Genomic DNA, 25,946 nt, shown 5'->3' with positions numbered 1-25,946 from the left:
CTCTTTTTCTGAGAAAACTTTTTTACTCATTGAATCATATCCCATCGATGAATTTGTCCCCATTATACATAAAAGTACCCTACAGGGCAGACTTTTTTAAAGTGTCTACTCTATAGGGTACATATTACTTTGGAATGAGGCTTATCTTTCTCTTCTCTTTGTTCTTCTTTTAAATCTTCTAACGGTACCGCATCCACATTCATTTCTGAAGCAGCCTCATCCAGTTGATTTTTTTCCTGATCAGGTATCTGCTCAGGATTATTAGTTTCACCTTGTTTATGTGACTTTTCATTTTTGGCCATATGATCACCTCAATTGTTGTTTACTTCCCTGTACCACATACCACAAATTCCCAAACAATTTAAAAGCAGAAAAATAACACATGATAAAGCCATACCTCGTTAATACATGGTCTAACCATCGTTTAACATACATGTGTTAAAGTCATAAGAGAGGAATGAAAATTTATTGTGATAGAAAGGAATATAACTCATGACGCTACAACGGATCTTACCTTTTACGAGAACGCTACTGGAGTCTGCCTTAACAAAAGGAGACATTGCAATAGACGGTACTTGCGGAAATGGACATGACACTCTCTTTCTAGCTGAATCGGTTGGAAAGTCAGGAAAAGTATATGGATTCGACATTCAACAAGATGCCATTAAATCGACCGAGAAAAGACTAATAGATGCTGAGCAATCTAGCCAGGTTTCTTTATTCCACGATAGTCACGCTGCAATTAATCACAAAATTCACCCAAAGCATGCTGGAAATGTTTCAGCTGCAATCTTTAATCTTGGCTACCTTCCCGGGGGAGATAAATCCATTGTGACAAAACCAGAAGAAACGATTCAGGCCGTTACGGATATTTTACAATTACTTCGCTCAGGAGGCCTGCTCATCCTGGTCATCTATCCAGGACATCCAGAAGGAAAAATTGAAAGTGAAAAAGTGACTGAATATGCAACCTCCCTCAATCAATCTGATTACCAAGTTCTAAAATATCAGTTTATTAATCAAATCAATGATCCTCCCTATATTGTTGCTATCAGCAAAAAATAAGGACCGCGCTTCTGCGCAGTCCTTATTTTCATAAAATCCCCATGGATTCAATATGATCCCTTGTTTTTTGATTACCCAATTTGTGGATCAAGGTGTAAATTTCTTTCATGTGGTGATCATAGTCATCATTATTTTTATCTTCATGATAACTCATCGCAGGAACATGAGCCCGGTATAAGGAAAGTCGACTGTCTTTATCAGTCACATCAAAAAGCTCACTAAGCTGATAAATATCTTCTTCATCTGCATCAATTTCAAAATGATAGCTTGATGCGCCTTGATCTTCCAATATTTCACCAGAACTAACCTCGACGTAATAACGCTTCTTCATCTTAAGAGCCCCTTTCGAAATCCTATAGGCTTCTTTTCTCACGAATGAGCGCTTTTTATACGTTTCTTATTGAGAAGCTTTGTGAAGCCTTCTATAAACCCAGCCATTAAAGTAAAAGAAAATGCTCGATCGTCCACCAATTCGAATGATTTTTCGAGCAAGTGAACGTACATCTTTCTGCTCCATTACTTTTCGATCGGCAAGATAGATTCCAAGCAAACCGCGATTAATTAAGCGATGAAAAGAAGAATGTGGTAGGCCTTCTACACTTTTATCTGCTTCTTTAATAAAGTGGGCCACACGCCTCGCGAGCTCATCATTATCTTTATAATAAAAACAAAAATTCAAATCGCCGCCGGCTCGATCCTCTTCCTGATCAATAAAATAATCCAGCATAATATGAAGACCCTGAACCCAGGGGAAATACCCTTCTTTAATCATGACTGCACCGCCTCTTGGCATCGTTTCTCCTAATGAGTAAGAAACCAAACAGAAAATCCCTAAAGTTGATCCAGCACATGCTGAGAATTCATTCCATGTCATTTCTGGAAGCTGTTGTTTATGCTGATCAAACCAACTTTTCAATCTCGGAACTCGTTCTTTCTCTGTCACATGCTTATGTACCTGGAGATCACAATAGTAATGACAAAGTTCAAGTAAGGCCAGCTGTACTTCATTTTGATTTGGCAATTCTCTCATAACTCCCTGACACGTTTGCACAAGCTCTAATAAATAGCCACCATCATCTTTTTCCTCACGATACCGATAATAGGTATTTGTTGCTTCCCTTTCAGGTGAGAGAGCCTCAGCCATCGACTCATGTAGCGCACGAAAGTCTTTTGGATCAAGTGAGGTGCTTCGGTCACATAAGTTATCCAAATAATCGCTAATCGTCTGGTAAGCTACAATAAATGAAATCGAGCGATCAATCTGATTTCCGGCAAGTAATCCATAAATGCCTCCGCCTTCACAGTGAAACGTTTTTGAATCGATGCTGTCGAGTGCTTGCTTTCTAAGTTCAGGATTGGGGATTTGTTCTGCCCTTTTCCTCCAATAATCTAATTCATGGTGAACCCTTGGTAAGACGCGTCGATAAATGCTATACATTAGCGTCCAGGGTTGAGTTGGTACTTTCAAGTGATCCCACTCCTGTATTAATTATTTACCTTATTTTCCTTACGCCCTAGTAATTCAAGTTTTAATTCAACAAATGATTTAGCCGTTTGAAAAACAGCTTCACGGTCTGGTTCGTTGAACACTTCATGATAAAACCCATCCCACTCTTTATACGCTTTCTCTGTTAAAGGGATTCGATTGAACCAGGAAATAACGGCATGTTTATCGACAATTCGATCGTCGCCACCTTGCAAAACAAGTAGTGGTAAATTAGAAAACGTTTTTGCGCCTTCATTGGCTATTTTCATCGCCTTAAGAAGTTCACGATACCATCTTACAGATACTTTTTGAACCATTAAAGGATCTTCTTGATCGCGTTTATGAAATTCCGGGTTCCTCGTCCCAATATTCGGTTCTAGCTTCGAATTTAATCTCAGTGAAGGAACAATCGGATTTAATACTTTGGATAGAAAATCAACGCCTTTGTTCGGTGGATTCATAAGACCAATGCAAGGGGATGATAAAATGACTCCGGTAAGTGACGGTCTTTTTTCCATAATTGTTCGAATGGAAGCAAGCCCTCCCATACTGTGCCCTAGTAAAAATACTGGTAGCTTATAGTCATGAGCTCTTTTAATCCACTTATCAATGGTTTCAATATATTGGTTAAATGAATCAATATGCCCTCGTCTTCTTGTACTTTCGCCTTGCCCAGGTAGGTCGCCAAGCACGACGTGGTATCCTGCTTCTATCCACTTTGAAACGAGCCAATCATATCGGCGATGGTGTTCATTTGCACCATGAACTAACACGATAACCCCTTTTGCATATTCTGTTTCTTTTATACGCATGAAAATAAGCCCCCTTATGTAGGTCCAGTCTTTTTGATACACTACTTTTGAAAAGGATTTCATCTATACTAAATGAAAGTTGGGATTGGAATGCTCTATGCTTATCACGATAAAAAACCTCAGATTCATGAAACAGTCTATATTGCGGATTATACTACCATTACAGGTGATGTGACAATCGAAGAACATAGTAGCGTCTGGTTTAACACAACGATTCGCGGTGATGTTGCACCAACAGAAATTGGCAAAAGAGTTAATATTCAAGATAATTGCGTTCTCCATCAGAGTCCAAATAAGAAGCTCATTCTCGAGGACGGTGTTACAATTGGTCATCAAGTTATCCTTCATAGCAGTGTCATTCGTAAGAACGCCCTGATTGGAATGGGCTCCATCGTTCTTGACGGAGCTGAGATTGGTGAAGGTTCTTTTATCGGTGCTGGAAGTCTCGTCCCGCCCGGAAAGAAAATTCCACCTCACTCTCTTGCTTTTGGCAGACCCGCAAAGGTCATTCGAACATTAACAGAAGATGATGTGGCGGATATGAATAGAATTCGAAGGGAATATGTCGAAAAAGCAGCTTATTACAAAGAGCAGAAGCCGATCTAGAAAGTGCGCATATTTGTCCTATGTTTGAGGAAAGTTACCAATACAATCCTAATGGATCAGAGGTGGCTTTCGTGTACAAAATGACAATGGTTTTGATCGTGCTCGTCGTCATCACATTGCTAATTGGCGCATTTATGACGTACAGGCTTGGACAAAATCAAAAAGGTGAATATGATAATCAAGGAAATGCGCGAGTGAAGTCTTCTTTTTTTAGTAACCCCATTTTTCTTGTTTACATCATCGCCACAGCATTAGCCATTGGCTACGTTATCTATTTTACGTTAATTTGACGGAAAAGATCAGGGAAGTGATTCCTGGTCTTTTTTGTTTGGATTTAACAATACCTTAAGATTTCGTTAATAGTGGCATTAAAGTTCTGCTATATGCTTAAGGTAACACATAGGTTGAAGGGGGATTCTTTTTGAGTAAAATGGTTGGATGGCTTTATGAGCGGGAGTGTACCATATTTCGATTCGTGAATTTAACGTGTCATTCAAGGTATCTGACATCCCTATTTGGTTTTGTTACGCACGTGGGTGGTGCTAGAGCAACCATTTTAAGCACACTAATGTTACTTGCTTTGCTACCCGTTCCATTAAAGATCTGGGCATTACAAGCTGTATTTGCTCTTGCTGCAAGTCATATACCAGTTCATTTATTAAAAAAACATTATCCAAGACACCGTCCATATTTGGCAATGCCAGAAACAAAGATGCTCGTCTATCCTCTGAAAGATCATTCTTTTCCTTCTGGTCATACGACAGCGATCTTTTCTGTTTTGACACCCTTTGTTTTTCATCTTCCTTCACTAGCTCTCCCCCTTTTTGCTCTTGGGAGTCTAGTTGCCTTATCGCGGATCTACTTAGGTCATCATTATCCTTCTGATGTTCTCGTTGGTGTACTACTTGGTGTTGGATCAGGCATTCTTTCAACACTCATAATAGGTTAGAAGGGGGAGGACTATCCATGAAGCTTGCACTGTTTACTGACACGTATTATCCACAGGTCAATGGGGTTTCTCGCACACTCGGTAAGTTAACCACATATATGGACCGTCAGAATATCGATTATATGCTTTTCGCACCAGACTGTCAGGCTGATGAAGACCTCTTCACAAGTAATGTTCATCGGTTTACAAGTATGAAGTTTTTCCTATACCCCGAATGCCGCATTGCCCTTCCAAAATTAAGTCTTATCCGTAATCAGCTTCAAGGATTTAACCCGGATCTCCTTCATGTTGCAACACCGTTTAATATTGGCGTGTGCGGGTTGCATTACGGAAAAAAGAATCATATACCAATGGTTGCTTCCTACCATACTAATTTTGATGACTACCTAAAACATTATTACCTTGAATGGTTTTCACCCGTCATGTGGAAGTATCTCATGTGGTTTCACCAGCCATTCTCTCATACCTTTGTTCCGTCTAATGAAACGCGTAATCGGTTAAAAGAAAAAGGGTTCCAAAACTTAAAACTTTGGAGAAGAGGAGTTAACTGTGAACACTTTTCTCCGCTTAGAAAAGATCAATCAGTACAAGAACGATACAACTTTCAGGAAAAGTATCTTCTCTTGTTTGTTAGTCGACTAGCTCCAGAAAAAAATCTTGAAACATTACAAAAAATCATGTGGAAGCTACCGGAAGAACTAAAGCAACAAACAAGATGGTTGGTAGTAGGCGACGGGCCAGCCATGCCTCAATTCAAAGAAAACGTCCCTAGAAATGTTACATTCACTGGTTATAAAGAAGGCGCAGAGTTAGCAGAGCTATATGCCTCTTCAGATCTCTTCATTTTTCCATCAGCTACTGAAACGTTTGGAAACGTCGCACTAGAGTCTCTCGCCTCAGGAACTCCTGTTATCGCCGCAAATGCAGGAGGGCTAACCGACGTTGTATCAGGTGAACGAAATGGGATTTTCTGCTCTCCTAATAAAGAGGACGAATACATTAACGCCATCAAACGACTTTTATCAGATGATACAGAGCGAAGGATGATGGGTTATGAGGGACGACGTTATGCACTTTCTCAATCATGGGATGCGATTTTCGGACGATTATTAGAGGATTATGAGAAGACAATCGGAGTTAAAAAATTTGCACAATACGCATAGAAAGGAGAAAAATCATGAAGCTTGCTGTATTTGGTACGAATGATATTGGATTAACCGCATCAGCAATCTTCGCCTCTCATGGTCACGATGTCGTTTGTACCGATGAGGATCGAAATAAAATTGGTGCACTTCATTCAGGTGAGATACCAGTGGACGAAGAAGGATTGTTAGGAATGTTGACTGAAGCTCAAAAAGCTGGCCTATTAAGTTTCTCTGTTAATCGATTAACCGCTGCTTCTGAAGCAGACATTCTTCTATTCACTGAGCCTATTCCAGTTGATGAGCAAGAAAATCCGGATCTTACTTGTTTCTTTCGATTTATAAGAAAAATCGCTCTTACAATTAAAAAGCATAAGACTTTCATTATTAAAAGTAATGTTCCTCCAGGAACAGCTTCAAAAGTAGAAGACATTCTCATCGAACAGGATGTGTCCGATCGCTCCTTCGATGTTGTCAGCAATCCTGACTTTATTCGAAAAGGCTCCGCAGTAAAAGATTTTATGTACCCTTCTCAAATCATTATCGGCACTTCTTCGCTTCGAGCGTGTCGCGCTATGCAAACATTCTATGAACCGATCTCTTCCTCTCTTCAATATATGGACCATTCTAGCGCCGAACTAATGAGATACGCTTATCACACGTATCAATCATTGCAAACCTCGTGTCTGACAATGATCGCTGGGGCGGCAGAAAAATATGGGGGTGACGTCGAATTGATCCAGAGGGCATTACCAAAGACACCTCAATTTACTGAGCACTCTCTTCATCCTGGATCTTCTTTTCTAGGTACCGATACCTTAGTGGAACTTGCTTCATTTCGTTCAATGATCAAAGAATCTTCTTCCGCAAATCGAATGTTTAAAGCCCTTGAAGAAATCGATCAATATCAACCAGAACGATTGATTCAGAAATTAAAAGATTTCCTAGGTACTCTTCAAGGTGCTAAGATTGCTATTTTTACTTCATCCGCCGTGAAAGCTTTACCAACCCTTCCACCTTATAAGTTTGTTATCAAGAAATTAAAAGAGGAAGGTGCTTTTGTTCAACGGTTTGATACTGAAAAAACGAGAGCCAAACAAGAAAACGAGAGGGATACCATTTACGAATCAGTCCAAGGATGTGATGCCCTTTTATTAATGAGTGAGCGAGTGTCTGTTAAACAACTGAACTGGGGAAAAATCATTAAAGGACTCAACCTTCCTTTAATTGTAGATGGTCATAACTTATACACGCTCGATGAAATGCGAATCATTGCCAACACCTATGATTTGATTTACTGTTCAATTGGACGACCGAACATCTATAAAGGATTGGGATCCATTTCAGTACAATCCATTCAGTAAAGAAAGTGTGACGAATAATACTTAACGTCCTGTCACACTTTCTCCCCCATTTTTATATGGTTGGAAAGCATTCTAGTAGCCGGTCAGCCCCCATCTCTAGCCACCGCTCCGGTACAACGAGATGGAATCATTTCAATACTCCCCCCCAGTAAATAAATGAAGACCAAAAAAAAGAGACCACCGGCCTCTTTTCATCATTTATTAAATTCCCGCACCCTGTTTAAGTGATTCTGAACGATCTGTTTGCTCCCAAGGAAGCTCAATGTCCGTACGTCCAAAATGACCATACGCTGCCGTTTGTTTATAAATAGGACGACGAAGATCAAGCATCTTAATAATGCCGGCAGGACGAAGGTCAAAGTTTTCTCTTACTAGCTCCACAAGACGTTCCTCGGAAACTTTCCCAGTGCCAAATGTATCAATCGCAATCGATACAGGCTGAGCAACACCAATTGCGTAAGCAAGCTGAACTTCACAACGATCTGCAAGGCCTGCTGCTACAAGATTTTTCGCAACGTAGCGAGCTGCGTATGCAGCAGAACGGTCTACTTTCGTTGCATCCTTACCAGAGAATGCACCGCCACCATGACGCGCATAACCGCCGTAAGTATCCACAATAATTTTTCTTCCTGTTAAACCTGCATCACCCTGAGGTCCACCGATAACAAAGCGTCCTGTTGGGTTAATGAAGTATTTTGTTTTTTCATCAATTAATTCAGCAGGAACAACCGGCTTCACAACGTGTTCTTTGATGTTACGCTGAATTTGTTCAAGAGAAATTTCAGGATGATGCTGTGTCGAAACAACAATCGTATCTACGCGAACCGGCTTGCCAGCTTCATCGTATTCAACAGTTACTTGTGTTTTACCATCAGGACGAAGATAAGGAAGAATTTCTTCTTTTCTTACTTCGCTTAAACGACGTGCTAATTTATGTGCAAGAGAAATCGGAAGTGGCATTAATTCCGCGGTCTCATTACATGCGTAACCAAACATAAGTCCCTGGTCACCTGCACCAATTGCATCAATTTCATCATCAGACATCGTGCCTTCACGCGCTTCAAGAGCGACATTTACACCTGCAGCAATATCTGCAGACTGTTCATCAATTGAAGAAAGAACTGCGCATGTTTCAGCATCAAATCCGTATTTTGCACGTGTATATCCAATTGTTTGAATCGTTTCACGAACGACTTTCGGAATATCTACGTAGTGCGAAGTTGTAATTTCACCCGAAACTAATACAAGACCAGTAGTTACTGTAGTTTCACAGGCAACGCGCGCATTTGGATCATGCGCAAGAATATCATCCAGAATGGCATCGGAAATCTGATCTGAAATTTTATCAGGATGCCCCTCTGTAACTGACTCAGAAGTAAACAAACGACGATTACTCACTCAAGTACCTCCTTAAGGGTTCTATCTAATTATAGTGTAATGGATACGGTACTCATTTCCCTATTATCCTGTGCCGAAACGAGAGAACGAATTCAATATCTTATCGTCTTACCTTTTTTTATAGTGTCATCATCTAGAACGACATTAAAAAAGCCCTTTCCTTCTATTTAGAGGGAAAAGGAGCTGGTATCTCATGCCTTTCGCCTCTTATCTTCCAAGACTATTGTCTTGCAGGTTAGCACCTTAATCCTGTTGTATAGGAGTTGGTTGCTGAGCTTCATCGGGCCTGTCCCTCCGCCTGCTCGGGATAAGAGTATCCATTCTCGACATATAATAACGCAGATAAAAGAAAGTGTCAATAACAAAAAGCGGAAGCGCCCGTTTAGCCTCGACAAGCGCTGGAGCCCCATAAAAAGAACACGGTCTTTGTGTTCATTTTATGGGGTGAAGCGATCGAGAGGCTGGGCACTGCAGCTAGACACGAAAAGCGGAGACGAGCGATTAGAAACGAAGACATTGGAACTCTAATTAACAAGTAAAGCAAGCCCAATCCGCCAACTAATAAACCTAAATGAATCACCTACGCACCTCTTATTTTTCTGAACCTAAAAAACTCCTCTTATATATGAAGGGGTAAATCAAACCTAACCAAATCGTGAGTCGTCTTTTTTTCACTTTTCAAGCAAAAATACATAGATTAGTATAGAATATTTATATGAATGTGTTATACTATTTTTGAGTTAAACAAGTCAGTCAACGAAATCTTTCATAAAGGATGGGTTTAACGTATGAAAACAGCTTCCTTCTCCTCACCGTTATTGGATGCTATCTTAAATAAGAACAATCCACACGTGAATTTATCAGTTTCTGAACTGGTTGAACATTCTCTATTTAAAAATGAAGGGACACTTTCTTCAACCGGCGCTCTTCGAGTAGAAACTGGAAAATACACAGGCCGTTCTCCTGGGGACAAGTTCATTGTAAACGAAGAATCGGTAAAGAACAAAGTAAATTGGGAAACAAATCAGCCAATTTCCGAAAAAAGTTTTGAAAACCTTTACACAAAAGTATTAAACTATCTTGGTGAGAAAAAGGATCTTTATGTATTCAAAGGATTTGCTGGTGCTGACCAGTCATCAAGACTACCCATCCAGGTGATTAACGAATATGCCTGGCATAATCTTTTTGCTCACCAACTCTTTATACGTCCAAATGAAATAGAACTTCAAGGTCATGAAGCAGGATTCACAGTTATCTCTGCTCCTGGTTTTCAAGCCGATCCTGAAGTAGATGGAACAAACTCCGAAACGTTTATTATTATTTCCTTTGAAAAGCGCACCGTTTTAATTGGTGGGACGGAATATGCAGGCGAAATTAAAAAGTCCATTTTTACCGTAATGAACTATCTATTGCCAGAGAGCAATGTCCTATCTATGCACTGTTCTGCCAACGTTGGTAAAGAAGGCGATGTCGCCTTATTTTTCGGTTTATCTGGAACAGGTAAAACGACGCTTTCTGCAGATGCTCACCGTTCTCTTATAGGGGATGATGAACACGGATGGTCCATGAACGGCGTTTTCAATATTGAAGGCGGTTGCTATGCTAAATGCATCAACTTATCAAGAGAAAAAGAACCTGAAATCTGGGATGCGATCCGCTTTGGTACCGTTCTAGAAAATGTCATCATGGATAAGGATTCACGAGAGCCAGATTACGATAATACGAGTTTAACTGAAAATACCCGTGCTGCCTATCCAATCGATGCCATTCCTAATATTGCTATTCCTAGCGTAGCCGGTCATCCTAATACAATTATCTTCTTAACTGCTGACGCTTTCGGTGTTCTCCCGCCAATCAGCAAGCTAACGAAGGAACAAGCCATGTTCCACTTCCTTTCTGGGTATACGAGCAAGCTTGCTGGAACCGAAAGAGGCGTCACTTCACCGGAAGCTACTTTCTCTACTTGCTTCGGCGCACCGTTCTTACCATTACCTGCTCATCGCTATGCTGAAATGCTTGGTGAGAAAATCATGGAACACGATGTTCAAGTTTTCCTTGTGAACACAGGTTGGTCTGGTGGCGGATATGGTGTTGGGAAGCGGATGAAACTATCCTACACAAGAGCTATGATTCAAGCTGCTTTGAATGGAGAGCTTGATCGTATTGAAACGATCACAGATCCTATTTTTGGATTGCATATTCCTTCTCATTGTCCAGGGGTACCTGCAGAGGTGTTGCAACCAAAACAAACTTGGGAAAACAAAGAAAATTATGATGTAAAAGCAAAAGAACTTGCTACCCAATTTGTCAAAAACTTCGAGAAATTCTCAAACGTATCTGAAGAAATTAGAAATGCTGGTCCTAACGTGTAAACTTATTAAAAAGCACCTAACTGGTGCTTTTTTTCTTTATCTTAAGTATTTTTTAACCATCCACTTGAATTTCTCTCGTAATGGACCCCATAATTATCCCCTCACTGAAAACAACGCCATCTTGTCTACTTCAACCATTTTATATATATGCCAAACACACAATGTTACGGAATACATAGGCTATAGTATCTTAAACATGAGCCTATCTCATGTAACAACTGTGGGGGCTAAACAATGAAAAAAAGCTGGATATTTCGATGCAGTATTTTTATAGGTGTATTTCTCCTCGTTCTAACCGCTTGTGGCTCGAATACTGGTCATGATCAAGTACGCATAGCTGAAGTAACACGTTCGATTTTCTATGCACCTCAATATGTGGCGCTTTCAGAAGGAATCTTTGAGAAGCATGGGATTGACGTCGAGTTAACCACGACATGGGGTGGAGACAAAACAATGACCACTCTGCTTTCAAATGGTGCCGATATCGCCTTAGTCGGCTCTGAGACCTCCATTTATGTGTTTGCACAGGGCACCGATGACCCTGTAATAAATTTTGCTCAGCTTACACAAACAGACGGAACCTTCCTTGTCTCAAGAGAAAAAGTCGATCATTTTAAATGGGAAGATTTGAAAGGAAGCACATTTCTAGGGCAGCGAAAAGGCGGCATGCCTCAAATGGCAGGAGAATATGTTCTAAAACAAAAAGGCATTGATCCACAAGATGATTTAAACCTCATTCAAAATATTGATTTCGCCAACATTTCAAGCGCATTTGCATCAGGTACTGGGGATTATGTTCAACTATTCGAACCGACTGCAAGCGTTTTTGAAGAACAGGGTGTCGGCCATATCGTGGCGTCGTTCGGCAAAGAATCTGGAAAAATACCTTACACAGGATATATGGCAAAAGAAAGTTATTTAACGAAAAATTCGGATGTGGCTGAACGATTTACTAAAGCCCTTTATGAAGCTCAATTATGGGTAGATACCCACTCATCTGAAGAGATCGCAAAATCGATTGAACCCTTTTTCCAAGATACCGACCTTGATCTAATTACAACAGTAGTCGATCGCTATAAAAGCCAACATTCTTTCGCTACTAACCCTACTTTAGACGAAGAAGAATGGAATAACCTACAAAATATTATGGATGAAGCTGGAGAACTTCCAAAGCGTGTCGATTATAGTAAATTAGTAAATAACAGCTATGCAGAAAAGGCTCAACAATAGGAGGAAATACCATGTCTTTCCTTCAACTAAATGCAATCTCACATGTTTATTTAACGAAAAGTGCTGCAAAGGAAGCTATATCTGATCTTTCGTTTTCCATTTCTGAAGGTGAATTCGTATCGCTTCTGGGTCCAAGTGGGTGCGGAAAATCCACTTTGTTATCCATTATCTCAGGGTTGTTACGGCCAACTGAAGGCAGTGTTTCTCTTCAAAACGAAATCATCCAATCACCAGGAGAGCGTATGGGCTATATGCTTCAACAAGATTACTTGTTTCCCTGGAAAACCATTGAAGAAAATTGCTATATCGGTTTAAAGCTCTTAAACAAATTGACTCCTGAGAGAAAAGAAGACACATTAGCATTACTTGAGAGCATGGGGCTTTCTGACGTACGTGACGCCTATCCAGATCAGCTTTCTGGCGGAATGAGGCAGCGTGTTGCCCTCGTTCGAACACTTGCAACGAATCCCGATCTTCTTTTATTAGATGAACCTTTCTCAGCGCTTGATTATCAAACAAAACTGAAACTTGAAGATCTGGTCTTCAAAACGTTAAAAGCGCATCAAAAAACGGCTATACTCGTGACGCATGATATCGGTGAAGCTATTGCCATGTCAGACCGTATCATCCTTTTATCTCCGAGACCAGGTAAAATCGCTAAAATCTTTCAAGTTCCTTCCCAACTTCAAACTTTACTGCCTTTTGAAGCTAGAAATGATTCTACCTTTTCTGCCAATTTTCAATCAATCTGGAAGGAGCTTGATTCTCTTGAACAATCTCCTACTTGAGAAACAGCACGAACAGTACGTCAAAAAGTTAAAAAGAGAAAAAAAAGAGATAGTAACCTGGCAGATTTTTATTCTATTCGCGTTTCTTTCTCTATGGGAACTTGCAGGACGGTATACCTGGGTTGATCCTTTATTGTTTAGTTATCCAACTAAAATTGCTTCTCTCTTTTTAACAAAGCTTCAGGATGGTTCATTAGTGCTTCATACAACAGTAACGTTACTCGAGACGATTGCAGGATTTATTTTAGGGACGTTACTTGGAACTCTTTTCGCTGCCATTCTATGGTGGTCACGGAAAGCGTCTAGAATTTCTGATCCTTACCTCGTCGTATTAAATTCCATGCCTAAAGTAGCTCTTGGTCCCATTATTATCGTTGCACTTGGACCAGGCTACGTTTCCATCATTACAATGGGTGCTTCTATTTCAATTATTATCACAACACTCGTGATCTTCCACTCATTTCATACGGTAGAGCCAAATTATATTAAAGTGATTCGGTCATTTGGTGGAAATAAAAAACAGATTTTTCGCGAGGTGATTCTTCCTGCTTCTTTTCCCGCTATCATTTCTACACTAAAAGTAAACGTGGGGTTATCGTGGGTAGGGGTCATTGTGGGGGAATTTCTCGTATCGAAACAGGGACTCGGCTATATGATTATCTATGGGTTCCAAGTCTTCAATTTCACACTCGTCTTGCTAAGCTTATTAATGATTGCGATTTTCTCGTCTATTATGTACCTTGGTGTTGAATGGCTGGAACGAAAATTGATTAAACATTAGCTCCTTTTTCAAAGGGGCTTTTTTTGTTGTAAGTGGGCAAACTAGTTAGCCATAGGTTACAAACCTGTTGTGTTCCTAAACGTCTTACCTTTGGCAAAATGATTGCTATAGACCCACCCTAACGCCATCTGCTAGCATATAGAAGAACATATTACTTAATTAAAGACAGGTGAAGAAAATGAATGCACTGAGAGGCGTATGGCTTAGCATTGCTGCCTACCTATTCCTTTCCATTATAAAATTAGGTGCTGGTTATCTCTTTGGTTCAGAGGCGCTGTTAGCTGACGGTTGGAACAATGCATCGGATATTGTTGCATCAATTGCCGTCTTAATTGGAATGAGGATTTCTCTTAAACCAGCCGATCTTAATCATCCATATGGCCATTCTCGAGCAGAAACGGTTTCTTCCCTATTCGCCTCTTTTGTGATGTTTGCGATTGGTATTCAGGTCCTTTTTCACACGGCCACCGTTTTAATTAACGGAACAGTATCATCTCCACCATTAACGTCTGCCTGGGTTGCCCTTCTGGGAATGTTTGTGATGGGAAGCGTCTATTTTTATAATTACAGACTCGCTAAAAAAACGGAAAGTCACGGACTAATGGCTGCTGCAAAAGACAATCTATCCGATGCCCTTGTAAGCCTTGGAGCGTTTATTGGAATTATTGGCGCACGATTTAACATGCACTGGCTTGATCCTGTAACGGGATTTATTGTTGGCCTTATCATCTGTAAGACTGCTTACGATATTTTCAAGGATTCCTCCCTCATGCTGACTGATGGTTTTGATAAAGAGAAATTAAATGATATTGAAGCAACCATTCAAGAAATTGAAGGTGTGGAGACGCTGGTAGATATTAAAGCAAGGATGGCTGGAAATAAGATCATCGTTGATGCAGTAGTAGAAGTAGCGCCTCACCTAAACATTAAAGAAGGGCACACAATTACAGACAAAATTGAAGCACAGTTGGAAAAAGAGTACGACATTCGGAATGCGATTATTCATGTTGAACCAGGAAAAGAAACCATCTAATCGATTGCCCAAAAAGCCAGTACACTGTACTGGCTTTTTTAGATTGCTATTCTCATTTTCACTTGCGGCTTTTACTACAAATAATTAAGATGTTTTAAACTGTACGTAAGGACTTGATCCTTCATCATAAAGCTATAGCGCTCATTTAAGTGTAGGTCTTCTGGGAGCGATTTCAGCTGGACAGGTCCTCTCGTCTCCATATAATCATCTTTTTTCACGAGACGCTCGATGTCAGCATAGTAAACGTTTTTAATAATCGTTCCACCTTTTCCCTCCACTCGATACTGTCCAACATAGTTTAGACGCTTCACAACGCCTCCCGTTTCTTCGAAGACTTCACGAACGGCAGCTTCTTCTGCACTTTCGCCTTCCTCCACTTTACCACCAGGAAACTCAATGCCTCTTCTTGCATGTTCCGTTAACAACCACTGATTACCGAGGCGACAAATAACCCAGACATGCTTAGGTGCTGAAGAGTATGGATGGTCCTGGAAAGAAAGAGTGACCTGATTATGATAGTAGTCTGTAAACTTAAATTCGCTCATTTGATAACCTCGTCCTTTAGTTTCTTACTTTATTGTAAAAGAGTAGACGGTCCTTGTCCAATCCCCCTATTCAAAAAGAGAAATACGAGCTGCTTCACTCATAAAAGCTCATAATAAAACGCACGGCATTTAACCGTGCGTTTGTCTTATTTAACCTCAAAGTTCTTAACGATCCAGTGATTGTTTTCATAAACATAATTGATCTTAATTGTGTAAGCACCATATAATTCCGATTCGTTTGACTGAGTTAGTTCATATTCAAATTCATTTTTTTGATTTAATTCATAAGGTTTATCTGTATTAACCCATGGAAAAATTTCTGTAGGAATAAGGTATAGGGCTCCATCACGTTCTTCAAAATAAACATCAGCAATTTGTGAAGCCAGTTCTTTTGATGCTACTTCCTGTAAATGTTGCTCCACTTCCTCAATTGACTGAAATTCCTCTACCTTATAATTTGCATCTGTTTCTTGTACGATTCGATCAACGATTTCTGTTGATAGTTTTTCGACATCAGGTTTTTCCACTGAGCTCGTCTTTGCTTCTGCCTTCGTTTCAATCGAAGAGATCATCATCTGAGAATGCTCATCCGCAACTTTTGATAAGTTCGTTCCACAGCCAGAAGTGAATGTAAGCGCACCGACCAACATGGCGATTCCTATGTATTTTTTCAATTTACTCATCCTTTAAATTATTGTAGTATTTCATCTCTACTAAACACTTTCCTCATGAAGTCAAGTGTCAAACAAACTAGTCGACATTTAAGTCTTTTTTACTATAATATCGAAAAGCAGGATGCAAATTCATTGAAATCCATTACACTAATAAGACGAATACAGATAACGAAATGTTTCGATTCATTTAGTGAACCTTACAGAAAGGAGTTATGTCATTGACAAAACTATGGAAAAAGCGGTTCTTGCAATATTTACGCCATCGCTTCAGCTATTTAAGCTATATTTTCCAAGGGGGCTTTCTCATTGCCTTACTTCTGCTAGGTGGCATTGGAGCGGTCTACTATCAACGATTTCTCACAACACTTTCAGAAGATTTTCCATCGTTGCTTGTGATTGCGCTAATCATAAGCGGTGTCATCAGTTCACTCGAAGTCAAGTTCTTTCTACTTCCAGCTGATAAGGTTTTTCTACTTGCCTATGAGGGACGTATGAAGAAATACATTCAATATAGCGCTTTTTATTCTTACCTTCGCTCGCTTTTAATCGTGATCTTTACTGGTTTACTCACTACCCCATTATTAATAAAGGTTGTTTTTCAAACGTATGATTTTATATGGGGGGCTCTCCTTCTACTCGTCCTTAGTTTCCTGTCTTTACTTGTCGTTATCCACTCTTACTTTGTAAAGAAAAAGTGGGTGAGACTTTATCTGTTTATCTTCAACAGTTTGGCACTCTACGCTGCTTTGTTAGGTGCTTTTTGGATTTCTTTCATTTTGTCGGTTATTCTCTTATTTCTTACTTCCCTACCATCTAAGAAGATGGTGCTACAGTGGGAAAGGCTTATTGAACTTTAAGCATCGCAGAAAAATCGATTCGAACGATTTGCTAATCTATTCGTTGATGTACCATCGTTACAAAATCTCGTACGGACACGAAGATACCTTGGATGTATTCTTGCATTCATTCAAGTAAAGGACCCGCAAGTTTATCTCTCAGTTCGAACTTTTTCCCGTAAAGGATCGTATATCTGGATCTATATAAGATTAGTATTTTTAGGGGCCCTCCTTCTTTCCTATTTTTCCAGTGAGGTGATCACTTATTTATTTGTCCCTCTATGTCTATGGATAACCTATCAACAATTGATTGCAATAAGAAAGGAACAGTTCCGTGATACCTTTCTCGTTATCCTTCAAAACAATCACATGTCCCATTCGATTGATAAAATGATTTTGTGTTTATTGCTCTTTCAATCCGTCTTATATAGTTTTATTCAACTTCCAACCGTTCACCAAGCTTTCATCGTTCTATTGGAAGGGCTACTGATTTCTTACATACAAACTAAGAAAAAGAGACAAACAAAAAAAAGAGGAACTGACTCTCCATAGTCAGTTCCCCTTCCTCATTAACAACAATAAGGATTGTAGTTTGCTCCGCCAACGTATCCTGGTCCTGGACCATAGCCGCCGCCAAACGCGCCAGCACCTACAATAATTAATAAGATAAACAAGACAACAATTAACGCAAATCCTTTACCATATCCTCCGCCGCTCATCTTTATCCCCCTCTTTAAAATTCATTCACTACATTATTACTTTATGTAGCTAAGATCATTTAGGAAGGGCATGAGCGGAGTTCTTCTAGAAAATAACCTTATTCTTTACTTAAATCACAATTGTTTAGAAAGAAATAAGAGGCTTAAGCCTCTTAATTTCTCGTATTATGGTTAAGTGCAGATAATACACCCATTTGATCAATTTGCGCTTTTGTCTTATCTGTTCCTAATCGATGGATCATTTCATAGAGGTTATAAATCGCTTCATCTGTCCAGTCACGATGGCTGTCTACTTCCTCTTCGTTATAATGGTTCAATGAAAAGAAATCATTTTGCTGCACATATTTCTGGGAACGCAGCTTCTCAATCGCACGTTCCATTTCCATTTTCTCTTCTTTTGTTGCTCTAATTTCGAATGCATTCATTTGGGTACCAACATTCGTCTCATGAAGCTCACCTTTTGGTGTTACAAAATACGTTTCACGCATCATTGCTTTTCACCTCCATGATAAATTAAACTGGACTCACTTCCGAATGGCTATATCCTTTGTATTCATGCTGAGCAGCATCAATTGTTTTCTCAACTGTGTCAAGTCGGGAGTGAAATGACCCAACGTCCCGGCCCTGCTTCTTCGCTTCTTCAACTCGCTCATCGTAGTTTGTATCTTTCGTTGCTTCTGGCTCAACATGGAACTGTTTCTTATCATGATCGACTACTACCTGAATAAATTTATCCATCGCTTTTTCCTCCTCTTTATCCTATCGTGTTAGTCACTTTACCCGTTTCAGATCAAGATTAATCTTTTCATTAGAAACGAAATCGCTCAATTTTGTGTTAAAATGAGGGGATGAATCCATAAGAACTCAGGTGATGATCATGAATTTTACTACAACACCACATCAAGCAGTAACTGAATTGGACCTTTCTGCTCCTTTAACACCCCATTCGTCGATCAGACCATTGGAAGATGAAGCAGAACAGGCTTTTTTTCATGCATTAGAAGAAAAAGGGATACGTCTAAATGAACCTCAAACGAAAGCAGTCAAACATACAGAAGGTCCTCTTCTAACCATTGCAGGAGCTGGAAGTGGAAAAACCTCGGTTTTAACAGCACGAACAGCTTTCCTTATGACCGTTAAAGAGAAAGACCCTTCTAGCATTCTCCTTATTACGTTTACTAGAAAAGCATCTGAAGAAATGCGCCAGCGGATTAGTCGCTTGCCAGGTGTCTCACCTCAAGACTCGCGGAGATTAACCGCAGGGACATTTCATTCCATCTTTCTGAAATTATTAAGAAGCCTTGGCTATAATCAAAAAATATTAAATAGTGATCGGCATAAGCAAATTATTATGAAAAACATCTTAAAAAAGATGAAAAGTCCAGAAGCATCTTTACCGGAAATTATGCTTTCATCGATCTCATCCTGTAAAGTTAAAATGATGGAACCAAGCGATGTTCCTGATCGTAAAGAAACGGAAGAACTGAAAAAAGCTTACACAGAATACGAAGAGTGGAAGACAGCCAATCATTATATGGACTTTGACGATATTCTTGTTTTTATGTACCGAGAATTTAATCAAAACTCTGCCCTTCTTCAAAAAATGCAAAATCGGTTTCACTATATTTTAGTTGATGAATTTCAAGATACGAATCCGATTCAATATGAACTGATTAAGCAAATCGCTGCTCCACAGAACAATTTATTTGTCGTTGGAGATGACGATCAGGTCATCTATTCCTTCAATGGTGCGAATAGCTCCATTATTTTAGAATTTGATCGAACCTATCCAGATACAGAAGTGGTTACACTGGACACAAATTATCGATCCGCCCCTCCGATCGTGGGACTTGGTAATCATGTCATTAAACATAACACCTACCGTAGAGCTAAAACGATGAATGCAACAAATAAAGATGGAAAGCAACCATTCTATCTTAGACCTGCAACAACAGAAGATGAAGCTGGATACGTTCTTCGTCATATCCGTGAACAGAACAGAGACTGGAAAGATGTCGCAATATTAACGAGAACCTATACGAACGCACGAGCTATATTTGAACAATTGATTGAGCAGGATATCCCTTTTAATGCGCAAGGAATGAAACAGGTCTTTTATGAACAGTCCGTCATTAAAGGTATGATGGAACATCTACGTCTTGCCTATGAACATCAAAACCTGGATGCTACAGCAGCTATACTACCCTCTCTATTTATTAATCAAGAAGCTGGCATGCGTCATATCGAAATGGAGCATTTTGTAGATCCAATTGATTTTCCTTTAATACATTTGAAATCCTGGAAAACGCTTCGTGATTTCCAGAAGAAGTCAATTGACCGACGCATACGCCTAATTCAAGAAGCTAAGCGGCATCAACCACAGAAAGCGATTCAATTGTTACGCGAAGATTATATGAAACACCTAGATAGTGCGAACGACGAAGCCTTAACGGTTCACAAAACAACGCTTAAAGAAATGATGGACGAGCTAGAGTTCTCAAGCTCTCGCTTTGAAACAATCCCTGAATTTCTGGCATATGTTGATCGGATCATTCAACGATTTAATGAACACAAACAAAAGGCAAGTGCCACGAACACCTTATCCCTATTATCCATTCATCAAGCAAAAGGACTTGAGTTCCCAGTAGTTTACGTCATAGGCGCATCAGAAACAATTCTGCCACATGTCTCTGCGCTGAGCTCCATGAAAGATAAAGAAGCTTCTCAAAAGCAACTATACATGAAAAACCCAACCGCCGATCTTGAAGAGGAACGTCGACTTTGTTATGTGGCGATTACTCGCGCCAAAGAAGAACTTTACATTTGTTCTCCTGAAAAGCATCTTGGCAAACAAACACCAGTTTCTCGTTTTTTAACAGATGCCTTTAAAAAGAAAATCGTGCAAGAAGGCAAAACGACAAAAGCATGGGTTTGTAGCAGTGAATTCTGCAAGGGATGGATGAAGATTGATGGCGATAAGCAACCTCCTGAAAAGTCTTGTCCTCTATGCGATCGGCCGATGATCGTATCACAAAAAACTGTAAAATAAGTCTGAATGATGTCAACGTGTTAAGCATTGTTGCGCTTTGATTACAAATCATTTAAGAGACGTTTAACTTACAGATTTCAGCCTTCAAACGTGCTATAGTAGAAAAAAACGCGCAACAGGAGGGCTCCGATGAGCAGCATTCGTTACGAAACCATCTTTCAGAAACAGCTTGGAAACGGTACGATTATCGGAATAATGGACTACCTAGAGGGTAAGCTGATTCGACTGAACTTAAATGACAAGGAGCCGGATTACCTTAACCCAGAGTTAAAGGAATTCTTTCAACAAGAGCGTATGAAAGTGAACCTTCATCAATAATAGATCTCATTTACAAACCAGCCTTCCATATTATGGGTAAGGCTGGTTTTCTTGTTAATTAAACCGAATCGTGCATATAAGGGAAATATAACATCTTTATAATGAAACAGAATCCTTTCCTTTCATTAGTCTTTTAGACCTATTATTCATGAAAAAAGGTTTGATATAAAAAGTGTAAAGGGTATAACACTAGTAGCAAAGAACATTGCTAGATTGAAGGAGGAAGTCAACATGTTAAAACAAGTTCTAGTTATTATCGGTATTGTGGTCGTTGTTGCATTTGTTGTTAGTGCATTATTCTAAAAACAAAAAATTAGAGTTATGGATGAACTATATTGACTTTATCAAGGAGGAATAGCAATGGTACGTACAATTCTTATGATTATTGGCGCAATCGCCGTCATCGCAGCGATCATCTCATTTATTTAATTCTTTTTATCATTTATAAAGCAATTGAAATTTTACTATTACTTATAACCAAAAGAAGTCGAGCCCGTATTACTCAGGCTCGACTTCTTTTTTCGTTATCTATTAATCATTTTTCTTCATGTTTTTCTTGGCTTCATCAACTTTAGACTTTGGAATGTATATAAAGATTGCTTTTTTATTATTGTTCATACAAATCTCCTTCAGAGTTGATTTTTGATCCACATTCATTCTACTCGATCATGAGGGCATTAAGCAATCTTCCCTTCCAAAAGAAATGAAAATACTGCGTTAGTACTAAATGTTCTGATAATATCTTTTCATAGAAAGCTTGAAAACAAATGCACCCATTTCTAGCCTATATCCTCTCGTCCTAAAAGGAATTTTCAAAATCCATGACTGAAAACTGTCAAGAAATCGAGATAACTTCAACTTCTAATCCAGGATAAGGATTGATATACTGGTTGTAAATTGTGTGAATCTGTTTCTATGAAGCACAATAGCTCACTATAAAAGGAGTGAACTCCATTTGTTGAAACAACCGTTAAAACTATTCAGAGGGGTCGGCTATGCAGAAGGAATCTCGTTTCTATTGCTATTAGGTATCGCGATGCCTCTTAAATACTTTATGGATATGCCAATGGCCGTATCGATTGTTGGAGCCTTACACGGCGGACTGTTTGTTCTTTATCTCGCCGTTATCCTTTACGTTACTATTGTAAAACGCTGGTCTTTCATTAAGGCAACACTTGCCGTAGCCTCATCCGTCATTCCATTTGGACCGTTTATATTTGATGCGCGTCTTGTGAAAAATTCCGAAGTATAAAAAGAAAGGCAGGACCTTAACCAGGTTCTGCCTTTTCTAATGAACTCAATAAACTTCTTTTGCTATTGTTACACGTTCCAGTTCACTCCGGTTCACTTCAAATCCAATACCTATCCCTTGGGGAACGTCAATGAATCCATCGTTTACAATTACTTCTGGATTAATAATATCCTTCTCCCAATAGCGAGCAGAAGCTGATACGTCTCCAGGGATAATGAAATTCGATAAGCTTGAAAGGGCTATATTGTGTGCACGTCCGATTCCAGATTCTAGCATGCCACCGCACCAGACAGGGACACCTCTCGAATCACATAAATCATGAATCTTTTTACTCACAGTTAATCCCCCTACACGACCTGGTTTAATGTTAATGACCTGACAGCTGTTTAAATCAAGTGCTCGACGCGCATCATCAAAAGAAGCAATACTTTCATCCAAACAAATCGGAGTCTTCAATTCTTTTTGGAGTAAAGCATGATCCACAATATCATCAGCAGCTAAAGGTTGTTCGATCATTAAAAGATTAAAGGCATCGAGTGCTTTTAATCGATTCATTTCTTGAAGCGAATAAGCGGAGTTAGCATCTGCCATCAAAGATAAATTTGGATACCGTTCTCTTATGGCACTCAAAATGGAAAGATCTTGAGAAGGCTTTATTTTCACTTTAATTCGCTCATAGCCTTCAGAGATTCGATCTCTTATTTCTTCAAGCATCCTATCAGGATCCGAAGCACCGACCGCAACACCCGCTTTAATTTTCTGTGAAGTGCCACCTAATGCTTCTGCTAAACTAATGCCTTCTTTTTTGGCGTATAAGTCCCATATTGCTCCTTCTATTGCAAACTTTGCCATTGGATTTCTCCTGATTCCTGATAACAAGCGATCTACTTCAGAAGGGTGAGAAATGAAACGTGATTTAAGAAGAGGGATCATAACATCTCTTAACATATGCCAGGATGTGTTAAGGGTTTCTTCCGTGTACCATGGTGTTTGAAATGCTACCCCTTCTCCAAAACCTACTTCTCCCTCAGCATCCTTTACTTCTACAATAATTAACTCTCGATCGACCACCGTTTCTAAACTATTACGAAAAGGTTTTTTAAGCTTCATTTTTATGTGATTAAGCGTCACCGAGTCAATAATCATGCTATTTCTCCCCTAATAAATTTCGCTGAAGTTTATTTGCACCATTTCTTGGAAGCGAGTGAACAAAAGTGATCGATTTAGGTAATTTATACCGAGCGAGACGCTCTGAGAGATAATCGAGTAACTGCTCATCCGTTAACAACGAGTTTCGACTAACAACAAAGGCTGCCGGCACTTCTCCCCAACGCTCATCTTGAATGCCAGTCACGCCAGCATCTTCAATATCAGAATGTTCGAGGAGCGCCGCTTCGATTTCTGCTGGATACACATTTTCACCACCAGAAAGAATCAAGTCTTTTCTTCGATCTAATACAAAAAGAAAGCCTTCTTCATCAAGGAAACCAATATCTCCCGTATGAAGCCATCCATCTTCAACTGCAGCGTTCGTCGCTTCATCACGTTTCCAATACCCCTTTGTCACCGTTGGCCCTTTAACAAGAATTTCCCCATGCTTGAATGCTGGAAGTTCTTTATGATGATCGCTAATTTTTACTTCTGAAGGAAAGAGAGCTTTCCCAGCAGATCCCTGCTTATCGAGCATATACTCTGGTGAAAGTGTCACGATTTGTGACGCCGTTTCCGTCATTCCAAATGTTTGAAAAACAGGAATCTGCTTCTTTTCACAAATGGATAAGAGCGGATAAGGAACTGGACCTCCACCAAGCAATAAGCAGCGCAACGTAGCTGGATACTGATCAGACCCCAGTCCATCTAGCATTTTCTTTAGCATAGCGCTTACTACCGATACAATGGTAATTCCGTCTTGTTGAATCGATTGATTAACGACATGCGGATCGAAACGCTTTTGTACAACCATCGTTATGCCATAAATAACGCTTCTTAATAGAATAGACAGACCACTCATATGAAACATCGGAACAGCACATAACCAGCGATCATTCATATGTAATCCCATGTTAAGACTCGAACTAATCGCGCTCCACCAATGGTTTCCATATGTTAACATGACCCCTTTAGGTTTACCTGTTGTACCAGAAGTGTACATGATCGTATGGAGTTGATTTAGCTGAATCGTTGTTTCCAAGCCCTCTAACAGATAGGTATGCGGACGAATTTTTTGCCAAGTAAGGATACTCCCAGACGTTTGTTTCAATGCTTCGCGAGCTTTTTCAGAAAGAGAGAGATCGGTTATCACATAAGAAAGCTCAGCATCATTCATTTGAAACGCCAACTCAGGTCCTGTTAATCGATGATTCAGCGGAACAATAACTGCCCCTATGTACATCAGAGTATGTAAACAAACGGCGGCCTCTATGCCATTCTCCATTAAGAACCCTACATGTTTTCCTTTTGTAATTCCTTCCGCTTTCAGTGCATGTGCCATTTTGACGGCCTTTTCTTGTAATTGCTTATAAGTGAGCTGTGTATCGTTATCGATCAGTGCCAATCGCTCGGGCGTAATAGAAGCACGCTTATGTAGCCAGTTCGGCATCGTCTCCATCTGTCTCATCCTTTCTTTTCCCTATTTGAAAAACAGCTTGATGGGTACCCATCAAGCTGTTTACATACAAACGATTTAAGGAAAACGTGGGAACTGTTTGAAGTCCGGCTTACGCTTTTCTTTAAATGAGTCGCGTCCTTCTTTCGCTTCTTCTGTTGTGTAATAAAGAAGCGTTGCGTCTCCACCCATTTGTTGAAGACCTGCAAGGCCATCTGTATCAGCATTAAGAGAAGCTTTAAGGAAACGAAGGGCTGTCGGTGACTTTTCTAGCATTTCCTGAGCCCACTGAACGGTTTCGGCTTCAAGCTGTTCTAAAGGGACAACCGTGTTAACAAGGCCCATATCAAGTGCTTCTTGAGCATTATACTGACGACATAAGTACCAGATCTCACGAGCTTTCTTATGTCCTACGATACGAGCAAGATATCCAGCGCCGTATCCAGCATCAAAACTACCTACTTTCGGGCCTGTTTGACCAAAGATGGCATTATCAGCTGCAATTGTAAGGTCACAAACAACGTGGAGAACATGTCCTCCGCCAATCGCATAACCAGATACCATTGCAATAACCGGTTTAGGAATGACGCGAATAAGACGTTGAAGATCTAATACGTTTAGACGAGGAATCTCATCATCGCCGACGTACCCACCATGACCTCGCACACTTTGATCTCCGCCAGAACAAAATGCTTTGTCTCCAGCTCCTGCAAGAACAATAACCCCGATATTAGAATCGTCTCTCGCAAATGAAAAAGCTGTAATTAGTTCATTAACCGTTCTTGGTGTAAATGCATTACGCACCTCTGGACGGTTAATTGTGATCTTAGCAATCCCATCATACGTTTCGTAAAGAATATCTTCAAATTCACGTTCAGTCTTCCATTGAATCATTTAGAAATTCCCCTTTCCTATGTACTCA

General features: G+C 39.8%; 26 protein-coding genes, 2 pseudogenes and 1 riboswitch. Of the genes and pseudogenes, 15 read left to right on the top strand and 13 right to left on the bottom strand.

Annotation, left to right across the window (positions count from 1 at the left end):
• Positions 1-110: 110 nt before the first annotated feature.
• On the bottom strand, positions 111-302 hold the full coding sequence (locus PQ511_RS17640) for a hypothetical protein (protein ID WP_273853246.1): 192 nt from the start codon (positions 300-302) through the stop codon (positions 111-113).
• 190 nt (positions 303-492) lie between these two features.
• Here PQ511_RS17640 and mnmM point away from each other — a divergent pair, with 190 nt between their 5' ends.
• A complete protein-coding gene (gene mnmM, locus PQ511_RS17635) occupies positions 493-1,065 on the top strand; it encodes a tRNA 5-(aminomethyl)-2-thiouridylate-methyltransferase MnmM (protein WP_273853245.1) in 573 nt (190 codons plus the stop codon).
• Positions 1,066-1,093: 28 nt separating this feature from the next.
• On the opposite strand, the gene PQ511_RS17630 is transcribed toward mnmM, so the two are convergent.
• From PQ511_RS17630 to PQ511_RS17620, 3 genes are all read right to left on the bottom strand, one after another.
• Positions 1,094-1,396 (bottom strand): hydrolase, encoded by a 303-nt coding sequence (locus PQ511_RS17630; protein ID WP_224592979.1) that lies wholly within the window; start codon positions 1,394-1,396, stop codon positions 1,094-1,096.
• Positions 1,397-1,462: 66 nt separating this feature from the next.
• Positions 1,463-2,503 carry a tetraprenyl-beta-curcumene synthase family protein gene (locus PQ511_RS17625; protein WP_273853258.1) on the bottom strand — a complete coding sequence of 347 codons (1,041 nt, stop codon included), beginning with the start codon at positions 2,501-2,503 and terminating at the stop codon, positions 1,463-1,465.
• Between the two features lie 47 nt (positions 2,504-2,550).
• Positions 2,551-3,363 carry an alpha/beta hydrolase gene (locus tag PQ511_RS17620; RefSeq protein ID WP_273853243.1) on the bottom strand — a complete coding sequence of 271 codons (813 nt, stop codon included), beginning with the start codon at positions 3,361-3,363 and terminating at the stop codon, positions 2,551-2,553.
• A gap of 90 nt (positions 3,364-3,453) precedes the next feature.
• On the opposite strand from PQ511_RS17620, the gene PQ511_RS17615 reads away from it, so the two are divergent.
• The 5 genes from PQ511_RS17615 to PQ511_RS17595 all read left to right on the top strand — a co-directional run bounded on the left by PQ511_RS17615 (position 3,454) and on the right by PQ511_RS17595 (position 7,424).
• Entirely contained in the window at positions 3,454-3,969 is a 516-nt protein-coding gene (locus PQ511_RS17615) for a gamma carbonic anhydrase (RefSeq protein WP_273853257.1), read from the top strand.
• A gap of 71 nt (positions 3,970-4,040) precedes the next feature.
• Complete coding sequence (locus PQ511_RS17610) at positions 4,041-4,259, top strand: hypothetical protein (RefSeq protein ID WP_098444611.1); 219 nt, start codon at positions 4,041-4,043, stop codon at positions 4,257-4,259.
• A 140-nt stretch (positions 4,260-4,399) separates the two neighbouring features.
• The gene (locus PQ511_RS17605; protein ID WP_273853256.1) at positions 4,400-4,918 is read left to right on the top strand and encodes a phosphatase PAP2 family protein; all 519 of its coding nucleotides are present in this window, start codon (positions 4,400-4,402) and stop codon (positions 4,916-4,918) included.
• Positions 4,919-4,935: 17 nt separating this feature from the next.
• Complete coding sequence (locus PQ511_RS17600) at positions 4,936-6,081, top strand: glycosyltransferase family 4 protein (RefSeq protein WP_273853241.1); 1,146 nt, start codon at positions 4,936-4,938, stop codon at positions 6,079-6,081.
• A gap of 14 nt (positions 6,082-6,095) precedes the next feature.
• Positions 6,096-7,424 (top strand): nucleotide sugar dehydrogenase, encoded by a 1,329-nt coding sequence (locus tag PQ511_RS17595; protein WP_273853240.1) that lies wholly within the window; start codon positions 6,096-6,098, stop codon positions 7,422-7,424.
• Between the two features lie 201 nt (positions 7,425-7,625).
• Here PQ511_RS17595 and metK read toward each other — a convergent pair whose 3' ends face one another.
• The gene (metK, locus tag PQ511_RS17590) at positions 7,626-8,822 is read right to left on the bottom strand and encodes a methionine adenosyltransferase (RefSeq protein ID WP_273853239.1); all 1,197 of its coding nucleotides are present in this window, start codon (positions 8,820-8,822) and stop codon (positions 7,626-7,628) included.
• Positions 8,823-9,026: 204 nt separating this feature from the next.
• Positions 9,027-9,136: riboswitch (SAM riboswitch) on the bottom strand.
• A gap of 474 nt (positions 9,137-9,610) precedes the next feature.
• Between metK and pckA the strand changes: the two genes are divergently transcribed.
• The 5 genes from pckA (at position 9,611) to PQ511_RS17565 (ending at position 15,026) form a co-directional block, all read left to right on the top strand.
• Positions 9,611-11,194, top strand: a complete 1,584-nt coding sequence (gene pckA, locus PQ511_RS17585) for a phosphoenolpyruvate carboxykinase (ATP) (protein ID WP_273853237.1) — start codon at positions 9,611-9,613, stop codon at positions 11,192-11,194.
• Positions 11,195-11,428: 234 nt separating this feature from the next.
• Positions 11,429-12,424: an ABC transporter substrate-binding protein gene (locus PQ511_RS17580; RefSeq protein WP_273853235.1), complete on the top strand. Its 996-nt coding sequence runs from the start codon at positions 11,429-11,431 to the stop codon at positions 12,422-12,424.
• A gap of 11 nt (positions 12,425-12,435) precedes the next feature.
• Positions 12,436-13,212, top strand: a complete 777-nt coding sequence (locus PQ511_RS17575) for an ABC transporter ATP-binding protein (protein ID WP_273853234.1) — start codon at positions 12,436-12,438, stop codon at positions 13,210-13,212.
• A complete protein-coding gene (locus PQ511_RS17570; protein WP_273853233.1) occupies positions 13,193-13,993 on the top strand; it encodes an ABC transporter permease in 801 nt (266 codons plus the stop codon). The genes PQ511_RS17575 and PQ511_RS17570 overlap by 20 nt, the downstream gene beginning before the upstream one ends.
• 178 nt (positions 13,994-14,171) lie before the next feature.
• Entirely contained in the window at positions 14,172-15,026 is an 855-nt protein-coding gene (locus tag PQ511_RS17565) for a cation diffusion facilitator family transporter (protein ID WP_273853231.1), read from the top strand.
• Positions 15,027-15,100: 74 nt separating this feature from the next.
• Here PQ511_RS17565 and ytkD read toward each other — a convergent pair whose 3' ends face one another.
• Both ytkD and PQ511_RS17555 read right to left on the bottom strand, forming a co-directional pair.
• Positions 15,101-15,571, bottom strand: coding sequence for an RNA deprotection pyrophosphohydrolase (gene ytkD / locus PQ511_RS17560; protein ID WP_273853230.1), 471 nt, complete (start codon positions 15,569-15,571; stop codon positions 15,101-15,103).
• A gap of 146 nt (positions 15,572-15,717) precedes the next feature.
• Positions 15,718-16,245 carry a hypothetical protein gene (locus PQ511_RS17555; protein ID WP_273853229.1) on the bottom strand — a complete coding sequence of 176 codons (528 nt, stop codon included), beginning with the start codon at positions 16,243-16,245 and terminating at the stop codon, positions 15,718-15,720.
• A gap of 212 nt (positions 16,246-16,457) precedes the next feature.
• Here PQ511_RS17555 and PQ511_RS17550 point away from each other — a divergent pair.
• A pseudogene (locus PQ511_RS17550) lies at positions 16,458-17,633 on the top strand (ABC transporter permease).
• 92 nt (positions 17,634-17,725) lie between these two features.
• Here the strand turns inward: PQ511_RS17550 and PQ511_RS23770 are convergent.
• The 3 genes and pseudogenes from PQ511_RS23770 to PQ511_RS17535 form a co-directional block, all read right to left on the bottom strand.
• Positions 17,726-17,800: pseudogene (locus PQ511_RS23770) on the bottom strand (YjcZ family sporulation protein); the annotation flags it as partial.
• A 152-nt stretch (positions 17,801-17,952) separates the two neighbouring features.
• Positions 17,953-18,291, bottom strand: a complete 339-nt coding sequence (locus PQ511_RS17540) for a hypothetical protein (RefSeq protein WP_273853226.1) — start codon at positions 18,289-18,291, stop codon at positions 17,953-17,955.
• A gap of 22 nt (positions 18,292-18,313) precedes the next feature.
• Positions 18,314-18,538: a hypothetical protein gene (locus PQ511_RS17535; protein WP_226656122.1), complete on the bottom strand. Its 225-nt coding sequence runs from the start codon at positions 18,536-18,538 to the stop codon at positions 18,314-18,316.
• A gap of 139 nt (positions 18,539-18,677) precedes the next feature.
• Here PQ511_RS17535 and PQ511_RS17530 point away from each other — a divergent pair, with 139 nt between their 5' ends.
• From PQ511_RS17530 to PQ511_RS17520, 3 genes are all read left to right on the top strand, one after another.
• Positions 18,678-20,849, top strand: a complete 2,172-nt coding sequence (locus PQ511_RS17530; protein ID WP_273853224.1) for a UvrD-helicase domain-containing protein — start codon at positions 18,678-18,680, stop codon at positions 20,847-20,849.
• A 129-nt stretch (positions 20,850-20,978) separates the two neighbouring features.
• Complete coding sequence (locus tag PQ511_RS17525) at positions 20,979-21,167, top strand: hypothetical protein (RefSeq protein ID WP_226656118.1); 189 nt, start codon at positions 20,979-20,981, stop codon at positions 21,165-21,167.
• A 955-nt stretch (positions 21,168-22,122) separates the two neighbouring features.
• Positions 22,123-22,419, top strand: coding sequence for a DUF3817 domain-containing protein (locus PQ511_RS17520; RefSeq protein WP_273853221.1), 297 nt, complete (start codon positions 22,123-22,125; stop codon positions 22,417-22,419).
• Positions 22,420-22,464: 45 nt separating this feature from the next.
• On the opposite strand, the gene menC is transcribed toward PQ511_RS17520, so the two are convergent.
• The 3 genes from menC to menB all read right to left on the bottom strand — a co-directional run bounded on the left by menC (position 22,465) and on the right by menB (position 25,918).
• Positions 22,465-23,565 (bottom strand): o-succinylbenzoate synthase, encoded by a 1,101-nt coding sequence (gene menC / locus PQ511_RS17515; protein WP_273853220.1) that lies wholly within the window; start codon positions 23,563-23,565, stop codon positions 22,465-22,467.
• A gap of 1 nt (position 23,566) precedes the next feature.
• Complete coding sequence (locus tag PQ511_RS17510; RefSeq protein WP_273853218.1) at positions 23,567-25,027, bottom strand: o-succinylbenzoate--CoA ligase; 1,461 nt, start codon at positions 25,025-25,027, stop codon at positions 23,567-23,569.
• A gap of 75 nt (positions 25,028-25,102) precedes the next feature.
• Entirely contained in the window at positions 25,103-25,918 is an 816-nt protein-coding gene (gene menB / locus PQ511_RS17505; protein WP_159783948.1) for a 1,4-dihydroxy-2-naphthoyl-CoA synthase, read from the bottom strand.
• Positions 25,919-25,946 lie beyond the last annotated feature (28 nt).

It is taken from the genome of Guptibacillus spartinae, assembly GCF_028610625.1.
Classification (GTDB): domain Bacteria; phylum Bacillota; class Bacilli; order Bacillales; family Guptibacillaceae; genus Guptibacillus; species Guptibacillus spartinae.
The sequence above is the reverse complement of the archived record's forward strand: the minus strand, read 5'-3'. Positions and strand labels throughout refer to the sequence as shown.

What these genes read in the sequence shown, in the direction of transcription:
- PQ511_RS17640 (WP_273853246.1), bottom strand. Translation starts at nt 302, where the DNA reads ATGGCCAAAAATGAAAAGTCACATAAACAAGGTGAAACTAATAATCCT.
- mnmM (WP_273853245.1), top strand. Translation starts at nt 493, where the DNA reads ATGACGCTACAACGGATCTTACCTTTTACGAGAACGCTACTGGAGTCT.
- PQ511_RS17630 (WP_224592979.1), bottom strand. Translation starts at nt 1,396, where the DNA reads ATGAAGAAGCGTTATTACGTCGAGGTTAGTTCTGGTGAAATATTGGAA.
- PQ511_RS17625 (WP_273853258.1), bottom strand. Translation starts at nt 2,503, where the DNA reads ATGTATAGCATTTATCGACGCGTCTTACCAAGGGTTCACCATGAATTA.
- PQ511_RS17620 (WP_273853243.1), bottom strand. Translation starts at nt 3,363, where the DNA reads ATGCGTATAAAAGAAACAGAATATGCAAAAGGGGTTATCGTGTTAGTT.
- PQ511_RS17615 (WP_273853257.1), top strand. Translation starts at nt 3,454, where the DNA reads ATGCTCTATGCTTATCACGATAAAAAACCTCAGATTCATGAAACAGTC.
- PQ511_RS17605 (WP_273853256.1), top strand. Translation starts at nt 4,400, where the DNA reads ATGGTTGGATGGCTTTATGAGCGGGAGTGTACCATATTTCGATTCGTG.
- PQ511_RS17600 (WP_273853241.1), top strand. Translation starts at nt 4,936, where the DNA reads ATGAAGCTTGCACTGTTTACTGACACGTATTATCCACAGGTCAATGGG.
- PQ511_RS17595 (WP_273853240.1), top strand. Translation starts at nt 6,096, where the DNA reads ATGAAGCTTGCTGTATTTGGTACGAATGATATTGGATTAACCGCATCA.
- pckA (WP_273853237.1), top strand. Translation starts at nt 9,611, where the DNA reads ATGAAAACAGCTTCCTTCTCCTCACCGTTATTGGATGCTATCTTAAAT.
- PQ511_RS17580 (WP_273853235.1), top strand. Translation starts at nt 11,429, where the DNA reads ATGAAAAAAAGCTGGATATTTCGATGCAGTATTTTTATAGGTGTATTT.
- PQ511_RS17575 (WP_273853234.1), top strand. Translation starts at nt 12,436, where the DNA reads ATGTCTTTCCTTCAACTAAATGCAATCTCACATGTTTATTTAACGAAA.
- PQ511_RS17565 (WP_273853231.1), top strand. Translation starts at nt 14,172, where the DNA reads ATGAATGCACTGAGAGGCGTATGGCTTAGCATTGCTGCCTACCTATTC.
- ytkD (WP_273853230.1), bottom strand. Translation starts at nt 15,571, where the DNA reads ATGAGCGAATTTAAGTTTACAGACTACTATCATAATCAGGTCACTCTT.
- PQ511_RS17540 (WP_273853226.1), bottom strand. Translation starts at nt 18,291, where the DNA reads ATGATGCGTGAAACGTATTTTGTAACACCAAAAGGTGAGCTTCATGAG.
- PQ511_RS17535 (WP_226656122.1), bottom strand. Translation starts at nt 18,538, where the DNA reads ATGGATAAATTTATTCAGGTAGTAGTCGATCATGATAAGAAACAGTTC.
- PQ511_RS17530 (WP_273853224.1), top strand. Translation starts at nt 18,678, where the DNA reads ATGAATTTTACTACAACACCACATCAAGCAGTAACTGAATTGGACCTT.
- PQ511_RS17525 (WP_226656118.1), top strand. Translation starts at nt 20,979, where the DNA reads ATGAGCAGCATTCGTTACGAAACCATCTTTCAGAAACAGCTTGGAAAC.
- menC (WP_273853220.1), bottom strand. Translation starts at nt 23,565, where the DNA reads ATGATTATTGACTCGGTGACGCTTAATCACATAAAAATGAAGCTTAAA.
- PQ511_RS17510 (WP_273853218.1), bottom strand. Translation starts at nt 25,027, where the DNA reads ATGGAGACGATGCCGAACTGGCTACATAAGCGTGCTTCTATTACGCCC.
- menB (WP_159783948.1), bottom strand. Translation starts at nt 25,918, where the DNA reads ATGATTCAATGGAAGACTGAACGTGAATTTGAAGATATTCTTTACGAA.